The organism is Streptomyces sp. NPDC104096 (genome assembly GCF_055584385.1).
On the sequence record NZ_JBVJMD010000049.1, the window covers coordinates 34,544 to 51,892 of the forward strand.

11 protein-coding genes are annotated in these 17,349 nt (G+C 70.2%); 4 read left to right on the forward strand and 7 right to left on the reverse strand.

The window, feature by feature from the left end; genetic code table 11:
- Positions 1-81: 81 nt before the first annotated feature.
- Positions 82-2,793, reverse strand: a complete 2,712-nt coding sequence (locus ACZ60B_RS33785) for an AfsR/SARP family transcriptional regulator (RefSeq protein WP_469393863.1) — start codon at positions 2,791-2,793, stop codon at positions 82-84.
- A gap of 211 nt (positions 2,794-3,004) precedes the next feature.
- Here ACZ60B_RS33785 and ACZ60B_RS33790 point away from each other — a divergent pair, with 211 nt between their 5' ends.
- A complete protein-coding gene (locus ACZ60B_RS33790; protein ID WP_469393865.1) occupies positions 3,005-3,265 on the forward strand; it encodes a hypothetical protein in 261 nt (86 codons plus the stop codon).
- A gap of 765 nt (positions 3,266-4,030) precedes the next feature.
- Complete coding sequence (locus tag ACZ60B_RS33795; RefSeq protein WP_469393867.1) at positions 4,031-4,633, forward strand: TetR/AcrR family transcriptional regulator; 603 nt, start codon at positions 4,031-4,033, stop codon at positions 4,631-4,633.
- Between the two features lie 81 nt (positions 4,634-4,714).
- Here the strand turns inward: ACZ60B_RS33795 and ACZ60B_RS33800 are convergent, their stop codons facing one another.
- The 4 genes from ACZ60B_RS33800 to ACZ60B_RS33815 form a co-directional block, all read right to left on the reverse strand.
- A complete protein-coding gene (locus ACZ60B_RS33800) occupies positions 4,715-5,950 on the reverse strand; it encodes an ABC transporter permease (protein WP_469393869.1) in 1,236 nt (411 codons plus the stop codon).
- A 95-nt stretch (positions 5,951-6,045) separates the two neighbouring features.
- On the reverse strand, positions 6,046-7,074 hold the full coding sequence (locus ACZ60B_RS33805) for a lysylphosphatidylglycerol synthase transmembrane domain-containing protein (RefSeq protein ID WP_469393871.1): 1,029 nt from the start codon (positions 7,072-7,074) through the stop codon (positions 6,046-6,048).
- 347 nt (positions 7,075-7,421) lie between these two features.
- Positions 7,422-8,288 (reverse strand): patatin-like phospholipase family protein, encoded by an 867-nt coding sequence (locus ACZ60B_RS33810; protein ID WP_469393873.1) that lies wholly within the window; start codon positions 8,286-8,288, stop codon positions 7,422-7,424.
- 408 nt (positions 8,289-8,696) lie between these two features.
- Positions 8,697-9,365 carry a nitroreductase gene (locus tag ACZ60B_RS33815; protein ID WP_469393875.1) on the reverse strand — a complete coding sequence of 223 codons (669 nt, stop codon included), beginning with the start codon at positions 9,363-9,365 and terminating at the stop codon, positions 8,697-8,699.
- 139 nt (positions 9,366-9,504) lie between these two features.
- Between ACZ60B_RS33815 and ACZ60B_RS33820 the strand changes: the two genes are divergently transcribed.
- The gene (locus tag ACZ60B_RS33820) at positions 9,505-10,155 is read left to right on the forward strand and encodes an FMN-dependent NADH-azoreductase (RefSeq protein ID WP_469393878.1); all 651 of its coding nucleotides are present in this window, start codon (positions 9,505-9,507) and stop codon (positions 10,153-10,155) included.
- A 403-nt stretch (positions 10,156-10,558) separates the two neighbouring features.
- Here ACZ60B_RS33820 and ACZ60B_RS33825 read toward each other — a convergent pair whose 3' ends face one another.
- Together ACZ60B_RS33825 and ACZ60B_RS33830 are read right to left on the reverse strand one after the other, a co-directional pair.
- A complete protein-coding gene (locus ACZ60B_RS33825; RefSeq protein ID WP_469393880.1) occupies positions 10,559-11,044 on the reverse strand; it encodes a MarR family winged helix-turn-helix transcriptional regulator in 486 nt (161 codons plus the stop codon).
- A 584-nt stretch (positions 11,045-11,628) separates the two neighbouring features.
- Positions 11,629-12,345 (reverse strand): hypothetical protein, encoded by a 717-nt coding sequence (locus ACZ60B_RS33830; protein WP_469393882.1) that lies wholly within the window; start codon positions 12,343-12,345, stop codon positions 11,629-11,631.
- A 676-nt stretch (positions 12,346-13,021) separates the two neighbouring features.
- Here ACZ60B_RS33830 and ACZ60B_RS33835 point away from each other — a divergent pair.
- A complete protein-coding gene (locus ACZ60B_RS33835; RefSeq protein WP_469393884.1) occupies positions 13,022-17,320 on the forward strand; it encodes a HAMP domain-containing protein in 4,299 nt (1,432 codons plus the stop codon).
- Positions 17,321-17,349 lie beyond the last annotated feature (29 nt).

The window sequence follows — 17,349 nt, forward strand, 5'->3', positions numbered from 1 at the left end:
GGCGTCCCCCTCGTGACGGTGTCCGGTCCGCGACGCGCGGCGAAGCAGGGGGCCGACGGTCGCGCGCCCCTGCGCCCGCCGCTACACCGGGTGGGAGAGCACGCCGGACGGCGGGATCCCCAAGGAGGCCAGCATCGCCGAGTAGCCACGACGGGCCCGCGCGCTGTCGGCCGCCAGCCCCGCGGCGTCGCACGCCCGGATCAGCACCCGCCACGCCGCGTCACGGTGCCCGTCGATCTCCAGGCAGCTCTCGGCCGCCTCCGCCGCCTCCAGGGGCCGGCTCTGGTCGAGACGTATCTCGGCCAGAGCCACGGCCGCGTTGGCCGCCTCCCGGCGCAGTCGTTCCCGGTCCGCGACCACCCACTCGGCCTGTCCGTCCCCCGGCAGCAGCTCACCCCCGTAGTGCTCCAGAGCGGTGCGGAACGCCTCGGCCGCCTCCTCCGGGCGCTGCTGCGCCCGGGATCTTCGCCCGTCGCGCACCGCACGCTCGAACGCCGCGACATCGCTCACGTCACCGGGCGCCAGCACCAGCCGGTAGGAGTCGCCCTGCCGCGCGATGAGCCGCGAACCGCCCCAGGGGCGTTCCGGTTCCAGGAAGGAACGCAGGCTGGAGATCGTCACCTGGAGGTTGTGCAGGGTGGACGGGGTCGCCGCTCCGTCCCAGAACGCGAGCAGCAGATGGTCACGGTGGACCGACTGCCCGGCGCGCACGGCGAGGAGCCGCAGTACCGCCTGAGCCCTGGGGCGCAGCTTGGCCCAGTCGGGCGCGCGCCCGGCCAGGGTGAACTCGAAGCCGCCGAGGCAACGCACCGTCAGTCCCGGCACCGACGGCGCTTCATGGGCGCGCGGGGACACCGCCGTGTGCTGCCCGCCGCCTCTGGTTCCTCCGGTCGCCGCCGCACCGTCCCCGGCCGGCCCGGCCGGGGACGCGAGGGCGGTGAGCCAGGAGCGCAGCCCGGACACCGGCAGGCGCGCGGACCGGGCCGTCGACCAGGCGGCCTCCTGCAACTCGGCCCGGTTCGCCGCGTCGGGCGTCGCCAGGGCCATCGCGCCGATGGCCAGCGCACGTGCGCCGGGTACACCCGCCGACCGGGCGAACGCCTCCGCCTGGGCGGCGCGCTGTTCCGCGTCCGGGAGGTCGCGCGCGGCCTCCACGACGGCGAGGGCGGCCCGGCCCCACGCCTCCAGCGTGCCCCAGCCCAGGGCCCGGAATCGCCGTACGGCCTCCTCCAACTCGCCGATGCCGGGGCGCCCTCTCCACACCGAGCGCAGGCACACGGCGGATGCGGCGAGCGCCGCCCCTTCGGTGTCGCCCAGGCGGGTGCACTCCTCCAGCACGACGACCGCCTGCCCGGCGTCCTCGGGGTGAGGCCCCAGACCCAGCAGGCACCGCGCGGCACGGCTCAGCCACAGCAGGTCCAGCCGTTCGGCGTCGTACGCGATCCGCTGGAGCTCCGGGTAGGGGACCGGCCCGGCCGGGCCTGCGGCCAGCACGGTCAGCGCCACCCGTACCAACTGCCCGGACAGTACGACCAGGGCGTCTTCCGTCGCCTCCGCCAAGGCCCGGCGCACGGTGTCACCGGCCGTCCCGTCACCGGACAGGGCGGCGGCGACGCCCTGGACGAGGAGGGCGGCGGAACCGCCGGCCCCGGCCCCGGTGACGTGCCCGTCCGAGCGGCCGGGGAACACGTCCGGGTTGCCTGCGACGACGGCGCGCAGCGGTCCGGCCCAGTCGGCGGTCCCGAGGTGGCGGCGCACTGCCGAAGACGGCGGGTCCTGTGGACCGCCGGCGCCGGCCCCGGCCCGGCCGCGCAGCCGCGCGAGTTCGACGTCGGTCAGCGTATGGGTGAGCCGCGCGCGTAGACATGCGCGGAGCAGGGGCTCGGCGACGTAGGTATGTCCGTCCGGGGCGGCGCGCAGGACCCCGTGCTCGTGGGCCAGGGAGTGCAGCATCTCGGCACTGTCGGCCCTGCCCGTCAGCGCGTGACAGGCGTCGGCGGTGAGCCGGCTCAGCAGAGAGGTCTCCGTCAGGAAACGCCTGAGACGGCCGGGAAGCGGGGCGAGCACCTCCCGCTCCAGGTATTCGCGGCCGAACAACCCATCGGCCAGGATCTGTTCCTGATCCGTGTCGGGGTCGGCCGCCACGGCCCTGCCGAACAGTCTCAGCACCGCGGCCCGGCCGCCGGTGGCCCGGACCAGGGGCACCGCGATTCCAGGGCGCAGAGCCGTGCCGTACAGACGACGGAACAGGTGCTCGACCTCCCAGGAGCGGAAACGCAGCGCGTCGGCGTTCACCACCGTCGCGCTCGACGCCTCCATCGCGGCCACCGGCAACCCGGCTGCGGGCCGGGCTCCGATCAGGACCAGCGGATGTGGCGGTGCCAGCTGGCCTAGCCGGACCGCCAGCGCCTGCGCGGCCGACGAGAGCAGGTGCATGTCATCAATGACGACCAGCCGTCCGGCCGCTCCGCCGCCCCCCGTGTCCCGGCGCCGCGACAACTGCTGGATCACGCCGGACGCGCCGGCGAGCTCCGCCGACGTGTCCGGCGGATACCCGAGCGCGGTCAGCAATTCCCGCTGGTCGGCGCCGGACCGGGCCTGATACCACGTCACCGGGCCCGGGTGCGCCCTGGCCGCCTGCGCCAGCAGCGCGGTCTTGCCGAAGCCGGGCGGGGCGACCACCAGGCCCGACGGGCAGTGGGTGAACTGCTCGGTCAGACGGCCTCGGGGCATGGTCTCGGAGGCCGGAATCCGGAACGTGGCCCACTGCTGAGCCGGTAAAAGAGTCGTCATATATCTAATCTCCGTATACCGGACACTCTGCTGCGAGTATCCCGTTTCGGCTATTTCTTCTTTTGTGCTGTTTTTGATATTTCAATGCTTATCAGGTTACGGGATGTGGGGCTTGTGTGGCTGTGGGGTGTCATTTTCGTGCTTTCCCTCATCCGGTGTGCCCGGAAACGGCCGACGGCAAAGAGAATGCCCTTGTCGTGGGAGGGGGGTCGTGCAGGGCGGCGAACGCGCAGAAGGAAATGGCGCGTTTTGGTTGCCGCTTGCCGCCTCGCGGCGCCTGGAGGCGCTGCTCGACACTTCTCGGGATGCCGTCACCCACGCTGACCTTGCCGGTCCGGTCGGCAACCCGGAAGCAGCCGGGGCCGAGGATCCGTACTGCGAGCGGGAACTGTCGGCTGCGGATGACAAGGGCGAGGGGAACTCGCCAAGGACGTCGCCGCATTCGCCGACCGCGTCGGCCGGATCACCGTGATCGGCATGGCCGACACGAAGGGCATCCCGACAAAAGTCATGGACGGCGACGTATCCGATGCTCATTCACGCCATCTCCGACAGGCCGTGGCCCACAGCACGGCGCCCCCGGTCCGGTTCGAGACGAGTGCCGTGCGCAATCCGGCCACTTTCGGCAGAGGATTTCTCAACCGTGCGGTGCGGCGGAGTCCGCAAGGACCGCACGCCGTCACCGCCCTGCCGGCCGAACAACCCACCGACGGGCCCTGCGCCACCCTCGCCGGGCAGCCGGCAGGACCGACCGGCTCACCGGGACCGACGTGGCAACGGCCTGTCGTCGCCGGTTCAGCGCAGCCGCCGACCGCAGCCGGCGACTGCAAGACACCGAGAGGGATCTGCCGACGGGGCTGCCCGCGGGCGACGTGGCCCACCTGCTGGTGTCGGGTGACACCTGAGATCCCAGGCGACGTACGGATCACTCAGGTGTCCTGCGACCGCCACAGGAACGAACTGCTCACCACCGCGTCATTCCTCGACGAGGTCCTGGGGTCCGCCGGGGGAGAGGGCCCGGTCGATGTCGGTCCGGGCGGCGGTGGGCGCGGCGAGGGCCGGAGCCGAAGCCGTCCTCGCTAGGGAGAGGCGACGCCGAAAACACCCGCTGACCTGTCGGCATCCGCACTCCAGCGTCCGGGTCGGCATCCGTGCGCCTGGGAGCCGAAGATCGGGTCCGTGAATTTTCAGCGTGCTAAATTAACACGAGGGTTCGTTTTTTAACACGGGATGGTCCATGCCGAAGGTCACGCAGGAGTACATGGATGCCCGCCGTGCGCAGATCCTGGACGCGGCGCGCCGCTGCTTCCTCCGCGACGGGTTCCATTCGACATCCATGCAGGATCTGTTCGCGGAGTCGGGTCTCTCGGCCGGCGCGGTGTACCGGCACTTCGCAAGCAAGAACGAGGTGATCACGGCGATCGTCGAGGAGAACATGCGTGACGTTCTCGCGATGGTCGACGCTGTCGCGGGCAACCGGCCCGGCAGTTCGATCGGTGCCCTCGTGGCCGACGTTCTCGACATCGTCAAGACCAAGACCGCTGAGCAGGACGTTGCCGGGCTGGCCGTGCTGGCGTGGTCCGAATCTCTGCGAAACCCCTTGCTGGCCCGGCAGTTCGACGACCTGATGACCCGGATGGGGCTGGCCTTCACCGAGGTCATCCGGGAACATCAGCGCAACGGCAGCCTCACACGTGAGGTGTCCGCGGAGGCGCTCGCCGCCACGTTCCTCTGCATCCTGCCCGGCTACATCCTCCAGTTGGCCATGGACGGCTCCGGGACACTGGGGGCGGTTCCCGACGCCTTGCGCGCGCTCTGGCCGGATGCGGAGACATCCTGAAGCAGGCGGCGCCGGGTACGAGCCGGTGTCCGTCGCGAACCGCTCGTCCAAGGCGCCGTGCTTGCCCCTCGAGCGGCTGACTCAGTCGAGGCCCGCGTGGCGGGCGTGCGCGTGCGGGCGGCTTTCCGGTGAGGGCGGGACGGCTGTCACGGTGACGGCCGGAGAGTCCGGGCTGCCGTTCGGCACAGTCGCGGTCCGGCGTCGGCCCAGGACAACCGCCGCCAGCCCCAGCGCGCTCCACAGCACGAGTACCGCGACATGGCCCTCGGCTCCGTTGCCGCCGAAGTAGGCGGTGCTGCGCAGCAGATTGGCGCCGGCGCCCGGCGGCAGCCACTGGCCGATGTCGCCCACTGCCTTGGGCAGCAGTTCCGGTGCGGACGTGATGCCGGAGAACGGGTTGCCCAGGAAGACCATGAGCGCGGCGCTGAGCCCGAGCCCCGAAGGGCCGATGAGCGTGATCACGCCGGCGGTGGTGGCGCTGATGGCGAGGAGGGTGAGCGAAAGGGCGGCCCAGGTGGCCACGGGCTGGTCCGGCAGCGCGCCGAGGACGCCTTGGGCGACCAGGTAGGCGGCGAAGCCCGTCACGGCGCACCCGACGACCAGGTCGATGAGCCGACGCCACCCCGGTGTCGGGACGCCCGACAGCGCGATGAGCGCGGCGGTCAGAATGCTGCATATGGTGAGCGGCAGCAGCGCCGAGCTGAAGACCACTCCCCGGGGGTCATCGACGGAGGTGGGCACGACATCCACCGTGTCGACACTGACCTTGGCCGCTGCCTTGCCGACGCTCGTCCCGGAAGCGGGCCTGCGGGACGTACCGGCTGCCGTGCCGGCGCCCTTTCCGGCGGCGGGCCGGTGGGACGTACCGGCCGACGGCGTTGTGTCCGCCGCAGGCAACGTCCCCGCATGGGCCGAGAGTTGCTGACCGGACGCGGTGAGCAACTGGGCCACCGGAGCGCTCGCGGCAGTGGCCTCCAGCACGGTGACGCGGCCTGCCGTGACGACAAAGGCGCCATAGACCTCACGGTTCTTGATCGCGGCGCGTGCCGCTGCCTCGTCGGGGTAGAGGTGGAAGTCGAATCCGCCCGGCTTGCTCTGCGCAAGGCCCTCGATCGCGTGCTGGCCGGCCGGATTGGCGCCGACGACGCCCACGGGCAGATCACGCGGCGCGATGCGCGAGGCAGGCCAGGCGTACGCCAGCACGGCCAACGCGATCACCACCGGCAGCGCCACTACGACGATGGCGGTCCGGCGCCATGACCGGAGCCCTGCCGATCGGTGCTGCACGAGGGCCCTCTTGATAAGACGAATATTCATTTTATTTTATTCCGATCTGCTGTCATTGCGGATGAACGTCGATGTGAGCGTTCGTTCCCTTGCACGATGGGTCGACGGGTCGGCGCCCGCCTGTCTCATGTCTTCCGGGCGGCCCCGTGTGGCCCCGCGATCGCGTCGGGGCCCGTCGGCACGTCAGGCGCGCCAGGGCCGACGTCGTGCCCGTGCCGAGGCGGGGCCGACCGTCGTCGCTGCTGAAGCAGCAGGATCCATCCGGCGATGCTGACCAGCCCCGGGGTGATCATCCGGTAGAGGAGGTCGGCGGCCGTTGCGGCGGTCAGGGGAACGCCGCCGTGGTGCAGCGTGAGAACCAGGGCCGCATCGAGGGTGCCGATCCCGGCAGGCAGCAGCGGCATGGCGGACGCGGCCGCCATCGCGGCGGCGTAGGCGAACAGCACCGTGCTCACGGCGGGGCGTGCGCCGACCGCGTGGCAGGCGGCGAGCAGGCACGCGGCGTCCGCGCCCCAGTTGAACAGGGCCAGACCGAGCCCCCGCCCCCAGAAACGGGGTGGCGGGCGCATGGCGGCCAGTTCGTCGAGCAGCCGGTCGGCGGACCTCTGCACGGCAGTGCCCCGGCGCAGCCGGTGCATCGTCCGCAAGAGGGCACGCACGGGACGGCGCAGTGTGGCAGGGCGGTGGACCAGGGCGAGCGCGGCACCGGTGAGCGCGCAGATCGCCCCGATCTGGACGGCGAGCGGGACAAGGCGCGAGCTGTCCCCGGCCAGGACGTGACCGAGACCGGCGAGCAGGGCGAGTGCGATCGTGCTCAGCACGCCGGTCGCCGCATGGGCGAAGCCGATCTGCGAGGCGCTGGCGCCCCAGGAACGCATGCGGCGCGTCCGGTAGGTGATCGCGACCAGGCTGCCGCCGGGCAGCGTGGCACCGACGGCGCTGCCGGCGAACACCGTCGCGGCGGCGGACCCGAGCCTGACGCGCAGCCCCCCGGGAGCGAGCGCGTGCCGCTGCAGGCGGGCGAACATCATCATGGAGACCATTTCGCAGGCAAGAGCCGGCACGAGCCACCGCACCTCGGTACGGGCCAGTCGACCCGCCGCGCGGTGGGCGTGGGGCGCGATCGCCACCGCCTCGGCACCCAGAACCGCCACGACGGCGGCTGCGATCAGCGCGACACGCCGGCGTGAGTGCGGCAGGGGCACCGATCGCGACGCGTCGGGCCGCCGGGCGTGCTCCGGTGCGACGTCCGCGCGTGTGCCGGGATCACGTCGTGTGTCGGCGTCGCTTTCGTGTGCGTTCGTCATCCGGGCACCGGTCCGTGGGGGAGGGGTCGGTGTGGGCTCGTGCGGAACCCGGCCGTGAGTCCCGCTCACGGCGGCCGGTGAGCCGTGTCCGGCACTCGCGCCTACCGCCGAGGCGGAGCGCGCCCGTCCCGAGAAGGTGCGGGGCGAGGGGGCGGACGTCGTGAGAGGCGGGCGGGGCGTGCTGTCGGACATCTTCAGGCCCGGGTCGCAAGGTGGCGGGCGAGCCAGTCCCGGGTGAGCGAGTAACCGGCCTGGACCATGTGCGGGGTGTCGTGGAAGTCGATGAGGCTGGCCGTGGGCGTGGTGGCGGCGGGCAGCCGCAGAACCGACCCGCGGACCGCGGCCATGTGGAGCCGATCCCGCTCCTCGAGGATCTGGCCCAGCGCCCGGTAGGCGGCGAGCACCGCGGTGTGCGCCTGACTTTCACGCTCTTCCGTGACGGCGGCCGGCAGTACGTAGATGGTGGTCGCGCCCAGTGCTTCGGCCTGGAGCACGGGCGTGTCCGCCGACACGCCCCCGTCGACGAGGAGACGCTGTCCGACCTGGACCGGGGGGTACAGGCCCGGGAAGGCCGCCGAGGCGAGCAGCGCCGAGACGGTGTCCCCCTGGGACAGAACGACCGCGGCCCCGGTCTCGAAGTCCGTCGCCACGACGTGCACCGGCACGACCGCGTCCTCGAGTCGCCCGACGCTGAACCTGAACCGCAGCAACTGCTGCAGCGCCGCACTCGAGACCGCCGCCTCGCCCCGGCCCACCGCGGCCCTGATCAGAGTCCGAAGCGAGATCGGCGCGACATGCCGCCGCTTGATGCCCAGCCACAGCGCTTCCAGCCGGTCGATGCCCTCCATGCCCGGGTCGGCGGCGAACAAGGCACCGTTGAGCGCACCGGCCGACGACCCCACGATGAGATCCGGCACGATTCCCGCCTGCGTGAGCGCCCGCAACGCTCCGACCTGCGCCGCGCACAGGCTGCCACCGCCCTGCAGCACGAACCCCACGGTGTCGGACGGCGCGGCCTCGGCCGTCGTCGGCGCACCGAGCACCTCGTCATCTCGCGGCACCTGCCGCGATCTCGTCGCCGAGCCAGTGGCCTGCGCGGTTTCCATGCTTTCCGTCCCTTACAGAGAATGAACGTTCTCTTTTGTGCGGCTCATGCTGCGCCATCGGATCGATCTCGGTCAAGACGAATGTTCGTTTTCTTTGGGGCCCATTTCGATGCCCGCCGAGGGTGTGGTTGGCGTGGGAGCGGGAGCGGTTCGGCCGCGCGCTCCCGTTCCGGGATCGAGCGGATGCCGGAGGTGGGCTTCTCGCCGGCCGTGGATGGCGCGGCGGCGTGCGCCCCGTCCGTCGTCGGCCCGGTGCTCCCGCAGGCGGCCTGTGCTGCCCCGTCATGGGGGCCGAGCGGCAGGACTGCTCTTCCCGAATCCCTTCTCGAAGCGGTGGTGGTGCGGCTTCGTGGTGGTGCGGCTTCAGAGAGTGTCGACGAAGGTGACCGTCTTCTCCAGCGGGGCCCGGCCCGTGCGGGTGTAGGTCACGTCGGGATCCTCGTATCCGATCGACATGCCGCAGAAGAGGATCAGGTCGTCCGGGGGCGAGAGGATCTCCCTGACGGTCTTGTGGAACTTCGCCCAGGCCATCTGCGTGCAACTGTGCAGCCCCTCGGCGCGCAGCAGCAGCATGACGGTCTGCAGGAACATGCCGACGTCGGACCACTGGGGGCGGTCCAGGCCGCGGTCGACGTAGCAGAACAGCGCGGCGGGTGCGCCGAAGCAGTTCCAGTTCGCGGAGGCCGCCCTCTGGCGTGCCTCGAGGTCCTCGCGTGGGATGCCCAGCGCGCCGTAGCGCTGCTCGCCGAACGCGGAGCGGCGTTCACGGTAGGGGCTCTTCAGCGCGGGCGGGTACTGCTCGTATTCCGGTTCGTCCCACGGGTCCCGCGCGTCCAGGCGGGCGCGGGCGCGCTTCTTGAGTTCGGTCAGTGGTTCGCCGGTGAGCACGTAGGCGTTCCAGGGCTGGAGGTTCGATCCCGAGGGCGCCCAGGTTGCCGCGGACAGGACGTGCAGGAGCACCTCTCGCGGTACCGGCCGGTCGGTGAATCTGCGAACCGCCCGTCGGCTCATGACGGCCTCGTAGACGTCCATGAGCATCTCCCTGCATAGTCGGCACGAACGATATGGTCACGTTCACGATAGTATCACTCGCGACTATCTGGTTGACTGTGAACGATCGCGAACCCCAGCCTCCGGCCTCGGCCGGGGCGCCGTCGTCTGGAGACTGTCCATGGCCACACTTCTGCACATCGACTCGTCCGTTTTTCCGGGCGAGACATCCGCGACCCGTTCGGTCGCAGACGCCTTCCGCGCGACCTGGGAAGAGCGGCACCCGCAGGGCGCGGTGATCTACCGCGACCTCGCGGCCCACCCGGTGCCCCACATCACCGCCGACGCGTGGTCCGCCGGGTATGCCGCCGCTTCGGAGCGCACCCCGGCGCAGTCGGCCGCCTTCGCCCTGCGCGTGGAACTCATGGAGGAGCTGGAGCGGGCGGACGCTGTCCTGATCGGCGCCCCGATGTACAACTTCTCCATCCCCTCGACCCTGAAGGCATGGCTGGACAACGTGCTCCTGCTCGGGCGCACGGCGGGCGAGACGCCCTCCGCCGAGGGCACGCCGACCGTCGTCGTCGCCAGCCGCGGCGGCTCCTACACGCCCGGCACCCCGCGCGAAGGCTATGAATTCGTACAGAACTATCTGGAGGCCGTACTCGGCGGCACCATGGGCCTGGACGTCGACTTCATAGTCCCGGAACTCACGATGGCTCGGCGCAACCCGGCCCTGTCCGCACTGGTCTCGCTCTACGAGGCCTCCCGTGAACGCGCCTTCGGGGAAGCGGTCGGCAGGGCCAAGGAACTCGCGGAGCGCTTCGCGGCATAGTCGGCGGCCGCCGGGCGTCGTGCGACCTCCCGGATCCCGGGGGTCGCACGGCATTCCTTGCTGTCGTCGGCCGCGGCGCTCCCTTCGGCGGGGCGGGAGAGTGACCCGCATCGGAGGAGGCGGGTGCGGAGGTCCGGTCTGCGACGGGGGAGCCCCATGTCACAAAGGCGCCGTAGGCGGCATCGGCGTCGAAGGGATCGTGCGCGGCGAGGAGTCGAAACCCGGCATCGTCCAGGTGGACGTGGAGAGCCCGGCCCGGGACGGCAGGGAGCTCCCCCGTGAAAGAACGGCCATCTTGCGCGAACGGCCCCGGTTCACGGCGGTTGCGCGGACCGTCCGCCGACTCCCAGGGTGGATCGTCCGATATGGCCAATATTGCGCGAATCTCCGAACGTGGCCGTTGCTACGACGCGCCGCCGGTGGGATGGGCGAGCCGGGTCAGCAGGACTGTCAGCTGTTCGGACTCTCCCGGCTCCAGGCCGTCGACCAGGCGCTCGGACAGCGATTCCGCTGTCACATGGGCCGCGTCGAAGAGCTCCACACCGTCGGGCGTGATCTCCACTGCCCGCGCCCGCCGGTCTCCAGGAACGGCCTTGCGTACGGCCAGTCCCTTGCGCTCCAGGTCATCCACGACCCGCATGATGGCCGCCTTGTCCGTGCCTGTTGCCGCTGCCAGGTCACGCTGCATCGTGGCCCCCTGGTTGACCAGCGCGATCAGTACCGCGAAATGCCGCAGTTCGATGCCGAACGGACGGAGCGCTTCCGACATCACCGCGGCCGCGCGCCAGTGCGCCCGGCGCAGCAGCAGGCCGAGGGCGAAGGGTGAGGTGTCGCCGGGTCGGTCGGTTGCGTGCGACGGGGCGGAGCGGTGAGGAACATCGGCGTTCATGGGCACATGTTACAGCCATCGACTCATTCGATACGGTATTGTTTGAAACTAAATGGTCGGTCGCGTCCGAATCGGGCTCGAGGCGATCGTCACGGCTCTTCCGCTGCCTCGCGGTGCGCCGGTGGCGTGGGGCGGATGAGGTGCGGCCGCCGGTGACGAATGCCGGGTGAAGGTTGCAGGCCGGCCGGTGACCGCCGCCGCAGCGTGGATCCCGCGCGCGGGACGGGAAGTAGCCCTTGGGTCGCTGGAGGAACTGGGCGACGTCCACCCGCTTCTGCTCGGCTTCTGGGAGATCCCGGCCACGGCCGCCGAGCAGGTGCGGCGGGAGAGGATCGCGCCTGGTGTCACTGGCGGTGCTACGAAACCCTGAATGGGATCATCCGAGCCGATCTCACTCTCCGGCCGGGATGTTCCGCATCGGACGCGGGACGCTGTTCCGGGAATCGGTGTCTGCCGTCGGGCTTCAGCAGGCAGGCGGACCGACTGGTGAGGCCGCCCTCGGCATCGCTCGCCCCGCAACGCGGGACTCAAGCGGGGATCGGCCGTCGTGAAGCGGCCGAGACAAGCGACTGCGAAGAATCCGGTCAGTGCAGAATGCTCACCGCTCGAGCGATGACCAGGAGGGATGTCAGGAGAGCGGCGACGCTCTGGACACTCATCAACAGCTTCGCGCGCGTCGACAGGGGCATTGTGTCTGTCGGGCTGAATGCCGTCGAGTTCGTCACGGAGATGTACAGGTAGTCCGGAAGGGTCGGAACCCAGTCGGAGGTGCCGCTCGCGCCATCGGCGACCTCCTGCACCGCGTCGTCGTTCTCGTCCTGCGAAAAGCGGAAATCAGCCAGTGGCAGATCGACGCGAGGGGCCTGGGTGCGTGCGACGGGGCCGCCCCGGTCCAGTTCCCAGTAGGCGAGCCCGAACGCGATGATGTTGGTGAGCCAGACCTGCAGCGCGGCGACCAGCAAGGAGCGGCCGTCCTTCACATCGGCGTGGATCAGTTCGTGAATGAGGATCCCCAGGGCCGTAAGGTTGCCGACCGCAATGAGGAGAACGAGAACCACGGAGAGGACGCGGAAGGACGTGGTCTGCCGGGTCAGCCGCTTGGGATTGATCGCGATGAGCGGCACCAGAAGGAGCAGTTCCAAAGCGGGCAGCACATAGCGAGGTGCGACCAGGAGTTGTTGCGGCAGGGCCACGTACAAGGCGATGGCGACGAGTGTGGCGACCACGCCGGGCAGCCGTGCTTCACCGCGGCGCTCGTGTCTGGGGTGGCGCGTTCGGGCTTTGGCGCGGCCCTTCACCATGGAGAACGCCCTTGTGCGTGCTGCTCGTCGAGAGGTACCGGATTGCGACGTGAGCGCATGATGCCGCCTCGGGTGTAGGGATCCGGCCCCATGTCGAACCGGGAACTGCGTTATCACTTGATCGAGTTCACTGCGTTTACCCCGTCGAGGACCAACTACGCGGTCGGAATCTTCGGCCTGTTCCGGGTTGCCCGTCCATGCCCCGCGAGGCCGAGCGGACCGTGCGTCATGAAATGCGCGTACCGGGCCCGCCTGCGTGTTGACCTGACCGGCTCGCGTCGACGTGGTGCCGGCTCCGCGTCGCCGCGGCCGTCGGCGTCATTCCGCCCGACGGACCGGTTCAGGGCGGACGGGCCAGGAACCGACTTCGCGCGGCCTCCGGGCCGACCGCCTGACCAGCGCCTCACGTTCCGGGCCGCCCGGGGCCGGGGACCGCGCACACTGCAGGGCGGGGCGGACGGCCGCGCCCCCTCCGGCCGGGCGATGGCCATGGTGGCCGGGGCGAATACGGCTGGGGGCCAACTGGTGGCGCTGCCGGTCCTGTTCCACCTCGCGGGCTCCACGAGCCGATCGCAGATCGCCGAAGACGTGACGACCGAGTTGCCAAGTATGGTGCACTTGGCGGCGGGACGCCCGGAGAACGGGGGCGTGGCCTGGGCAAAGGGAGATGGGCTGGATGGTCAAGCCGACGCAGACACGTGCGAGTGCCACGGCGGCAGGTGCGGTGGGGGAGCCGGAGTTGCGGCAGCTGCTCGCCGGGCTGACAGCCGTCCGTGACGGTGATTTCGGTACCCGTCTGCCGAACGAGACCGACGGTCTCCTGGGAGAGATCGCAACGGTCTTCAACGGGATGGTGGACCAGCTGTCCCTGTTCACCTCGGAGGTGACCCGGGTCGCCCGCGAGGTCGGCACCGAGGGGACGCTGGGCGGCCAGGCCGAGGTGCCCGGTGTGTCGGGTACCTGGGCCGATCTGACGGACTCCGTGAACGCGATGGCCGGCAACCTGACCACGCAGGTCCGGGACATCGCCCAGGTGGCCACCGCAGTGGCCAGGGGCGACCTCTCCCAGAAGATCGACGTCGCGGCCCGTGGTGAGATCCTCGAGCTGAAGGACACCGTCAACACGATGGTGGACCAGCTCTCCTCCTTCGCCGACGAGGTCACCCGAGTGGCACGCGAGGTCGGCAGCGAGGGCCGCCTCGGAGGCCAGGCCGAGGTGCCGGGCGTCGCGGGCGTATGGCGTGACCTCACCGATTCGGTGAACTTCATGGCCGGCAACCTGACCGACCAGGTCCGCAACATCGCCCAGGTGACCACCGCGGTCGCCAAGGGCGACCTGTCCCAGAAGATCGCCGTCGATGCCCGGGGCGAGATCCTCGAGCTGAAGAACACCATCAACACGATGGTCGATCAGCTTTCGGCGTTCGCGGGCGAGGTCACCCGTGTGGCCCGTGAGGTGGGCACGGACGGGCGGCTGGGGGGTCAGGCGGACGTGAAGGGTGTCTCCGGTACCTGGCGCGACCTCACCGACTCGGTCAACTTCATGGCCGACAACCTGACGGCCCAGGTGCGCTCGATCGCCGAGGTCACCACCGCCGTGGCCCAGGGCGATCTGACGCAGAAGATCCGGGTGGACGCCCGAGGAGAGATCCTCGAACTGAAGGAGACCATCAACACGATGGTCGACCAGCTCTCGGCTTTCGCCGACGAGGTGACCCGGGTCGCCCGCGAGGTCGGCACCGAAGGCAACCTGGGCGGCCAGGCCACGGTCCGGGGCGTCTCGGGCACCTGGAAGGACCTCACCGACAACGTCAACGTCATGGCCTCCAATCTGACGGGCCAGGTGCGCTCCATCGCGCAGGTCGCGACGGCGGTGGCCCGCGGTGACCTGTCGCAGAAGATCACGGTGGAGGCGAAGGGCGAGGTCGCCGCGCTGGCCGGGGTCATCAACACCATGGTCGACACCCTGTCGGCGTTCGCGGACGAGGTCACCCGCGTAGCGCGGGAAGTCGGTACCGAGGGCAGGCTGGGCGGACAGGCCCGGGTGCCCAACGTGGCGGGCACCTGGAAGGACCTCACCGACAACGTCAACTCCATGGCGAACAACCTCACCGGACAGGTCCGCAACATCGCGCTGGTCACCACCGCGGTCGCCAACGGCGACCTGTCGAAGAAGATCGATGTGGATGCCCGCGGTGAGATCCTGGAACTGAAGACCACCATCAACACGATGGTCGACCAGCTCTCCTCCTTCGCCGCCGAAGTCACCCGCGTCGCTCGCGAGGTCGGCAGCGAGGGCCGGCTCGGCGGTCAGGCCGAGGTGGAGGGCGTCTCGGGCACCTGGAAGCGGCTGACCGAGAACGTCAACGAACTCGCAGGCAACCTGACCCGGCAGGTGCGGGCCATCGCCGAGGTCGCCAGCGCGGTCGCCGAGGGCGACCTGACCCGCTCCATCACCGTCGACGCCTCGGGCGAGGTCGCCGAACTCAAGGACAACATCAACTCGATGGTCGGCTCGCTGCGCGAGACGACCCGCGCCAACCAGGAACAGGACTGGCTCAAGTCCAACCTGGCGCAGATCTCCGGCCTGATGCAGGGACACCGTGACCTCGCCGTCGTCGCCGAACTCGTCATGGACGAACTGGCTCCCCTCGTCGACGCCGGCTACGGCGCCTTCTATCTCGGCGAAGAGGTGGACGGCGAGGCGTGGCTCACCCTGATCGGTTCGTTCGGGCGGCCGGCCGACAGCCCCGCCGCCGCGCGGATACGCCACGGCGAGACCCTGGTGGGGCAGGCGGCCCGCAGCCGTCGCATCCTCACCACCGACCAGGTGCCGCCCGGCTATCTGATCTCCTCGGGGCTGGGCGAAGCCGCTCCCGCCAACCTCATCGTGCTGCCCATCGTCGTCGAGGGCCAGGTCCTCGGCGTCATCGAACTCGCCTCCTTCACCCCCTTCACCTCTGTGCACCGCGACTTCCTCGGCCGTCTGATGGAGACCGTCGGGGTCAACGTCAGCACCATCGTCGCCAACGCCCGAACCGACGAACTCCTCGGCGAGTCCCAGCGCCTCACCGGCGAGCTCCAGGCCCGTTCCGCACAGCTTCAGGTCCAGCAGGACGAGCTCCAGCGCTCCAACGCCGAACTGGAGGAGAAAGCCGCCCTCCTGGCCAGCCAGAACCGTGACATCGAGACGAAGAACCTGGAGATCGAACAAGCGCGACAGGAACTCGAGGACCGGGCCCAGCAGTTGTCCCTGGCATCCAGGTACAAGTCGGAGTTCCTGGCCAACATGAGCCATGAGCTGCGGACCCCGCTGAACAGCCTGCTCATCCTCGCCCAGCTCCTCTCCCAGAACCCGTCCCGCAACCTCACGCCCAAACAGGTCGAGTACGCGGGCATCATCCACTCCGCCGGATCCGACCTGCTCCAGCTCATCAACGACATCCTCGACCTGTCCAAGGTGGAGGCCGGCAAGATGGACATCAACCTGGAGCGGGTCTCTCTCCAACGGCTCCTGAACTACGTGGAAGCCTCATTCCGGCCCCTGACCAGCCAAAAGGGGCTCGACTTCGACATCACGACCGTGCCCGGTGTGCCGGTGGACCTGCTCACCGACGACGCGCGTCTGCAGCAGATCCTGCGCAACCTGCTGTCCAACGCGGTGAAGTTCACCGAACACGGCCGCGTCCAGGTGCGGATCGAACCGGCGAGCGAGGCGGAGCTTCCCGCCGAACTGGCCCGGCTCGGATCGGTGCTGGCCTTCCGGGTCATCGACACCGGCATCGGGATCGCCGAGCAGCAGCTGGAAGTCATCTTCGGCGCGTTCCAGCAGGCGGACGGCACCACCAGCCGCAAGTACGGCGGAACGGGCCTCGGACTGTCCATCACCAGGGAGATCGCCCGACTCCTCGGCGGTGTCGTCACCGCCCGCAGCACGCCCGGCGAAGGGTCCACCTTCACCCTGTATCTCCCGGTCTCGCGGCCGGACTTCACCGAGCGCGACACGGCCGCTCCCGCCCTGGAGGGAGCCGACAGGAAGTCTCCCGGCCGGCCTGACGACAACGTGGTGCAGGGGGAGGAGAACCGTCGTCCCCGACGCATCCTGGTGATAGAGCAACGCAGCAACGGCCTCCTCAGCCTCGTCGCCGAGAGCGCGGCCTCCGACCTGACCGCGGGACGAGCGGCCACGGGGCCGGCCGAGCACGCCGAGGTCGTGACCGCGCTCACCGCAGCGGACGCGGCCGCCGTCCTCGCGCAGTCCACCTTCCACTGCGTGGTCCTCGAACTGGGTTCCGACGGCGAGGCACTGCGTTTCCTCCAGGCCCTCGCGGGAGACCCCGCGCTCGCGTCGCTGCCGGTCCTCGCCCACGACAACCGTCGTATGACCAGGGTGCAGCAGGAGGAGATCGCCCAGCGCACCACCGTCCAGCCCCTCGAAGTGCTCTCCAGCCTGGACGAACTCCGCGAACGCATCGCCCTGCACCTGTCGGCGGACCGCCCCGGGGACGTCCTGTCCCTCGTGCGGCCCGACGGCGACCTCGCCGCGCCCGAGCACGCCGTCGTCGACGCCGGCCTCGCCGGCCGGTCCGTTCTCGTGGTCGACGACGACCCGCGCAACCTGTACGCGATCAGCGGAATCCTGGAACTGCACGGCCTGCACGTCTTCCACGCCGAGAACGGCCGCAAGGGCATCGAGACCCTGACCAGCACCCCCGGCATCGATCTGATCCTGATGGACGTGATGATGCCGGAGCTGGACGGCTACGCGGCGACCGCGGAGATCAGGCGTATGCCCGAATACGCCGGCGTCCCCATCATCTCGGTCACCGCGAAGGCCATGCCCGGCGACCGGGAGAAGAGTCTGGCCTCGGGTTCGGACGACTACGTCATCAAGCCCGTCGACGCGAACGACCTCATCGCCCGGCTCCGCCGGTGGCTGCTGCCGCAGGAGAACGCAGGCGCTCCCCGTGCCTGACCTCGCAGCCCGAGCCACTCCCACGAAGG

What these genes read in the sequence shown, in the direction of transcription:
- ACZ60B_RS33785 (WP_469393863.1), bottom strand. Translation starts at nt 2,793, where the DNA reads ATGACGACTCTTTTACCGGCTCAGCAGTGGGCCACGTTCCGGATTCCG.
- ACZ60B_RS33795 (WP_469393867.1), top strand. Translation starts at nt 4,031, where the DNA reads ATGCCGAAGGTCACGCAGGAGTACATGGATGCCCGCCGTGCGCAGATC.
- ACZ60B_RS33800 (WP_469393869.1), bottom strand. Translation starts at nt 5,950, where the DNA reads ATGAATATTCGTCTTATCAAGAGGGCCCTCGTGCAGCACCGATCGGCA.
- ACZ60B_RS33815 (WP_469393875.1), bottom strand. Translation starts at nt 9,365, where the DNA reads ATGGACGTCTACGAGGCCGTCATGAGCCGACGGGCGGTTCGCAGATTC.
- ACZ60B_RS33820 (WP_469393878.1), top strand. Translation starts at nt 9,505, where the DNA reads ATGGCCACACTTCTGCACATCGACTCGTCCGTTTTTCCGGGCGAGACA.
- ACZ60B_RS33825 (WP_469393880.1), bottom strand. Translation starts at nt 11,044, where the DNA reads ATGAACGCCGATGTTCCTCACCGCTCCGCCCCGTCGCACGCAACCGAC.
- ACZ60B_RS33830 (WP_469393882.1), bottom strand. Translation starts at nt 12,345, where the DNA reads ATGGTGAAGGGCCGCGCCAAAGCCCGAACGCGCCACCCCAGACACGAG.
- ACZ60B_RS33835 (WP_469393884.1), top strand. Translation starts at nt 13,022, where the DNA reads ATGGTCAAGCCGACGCAGACACGTGCGAGTGCCACGGCGGCAGGTGCG.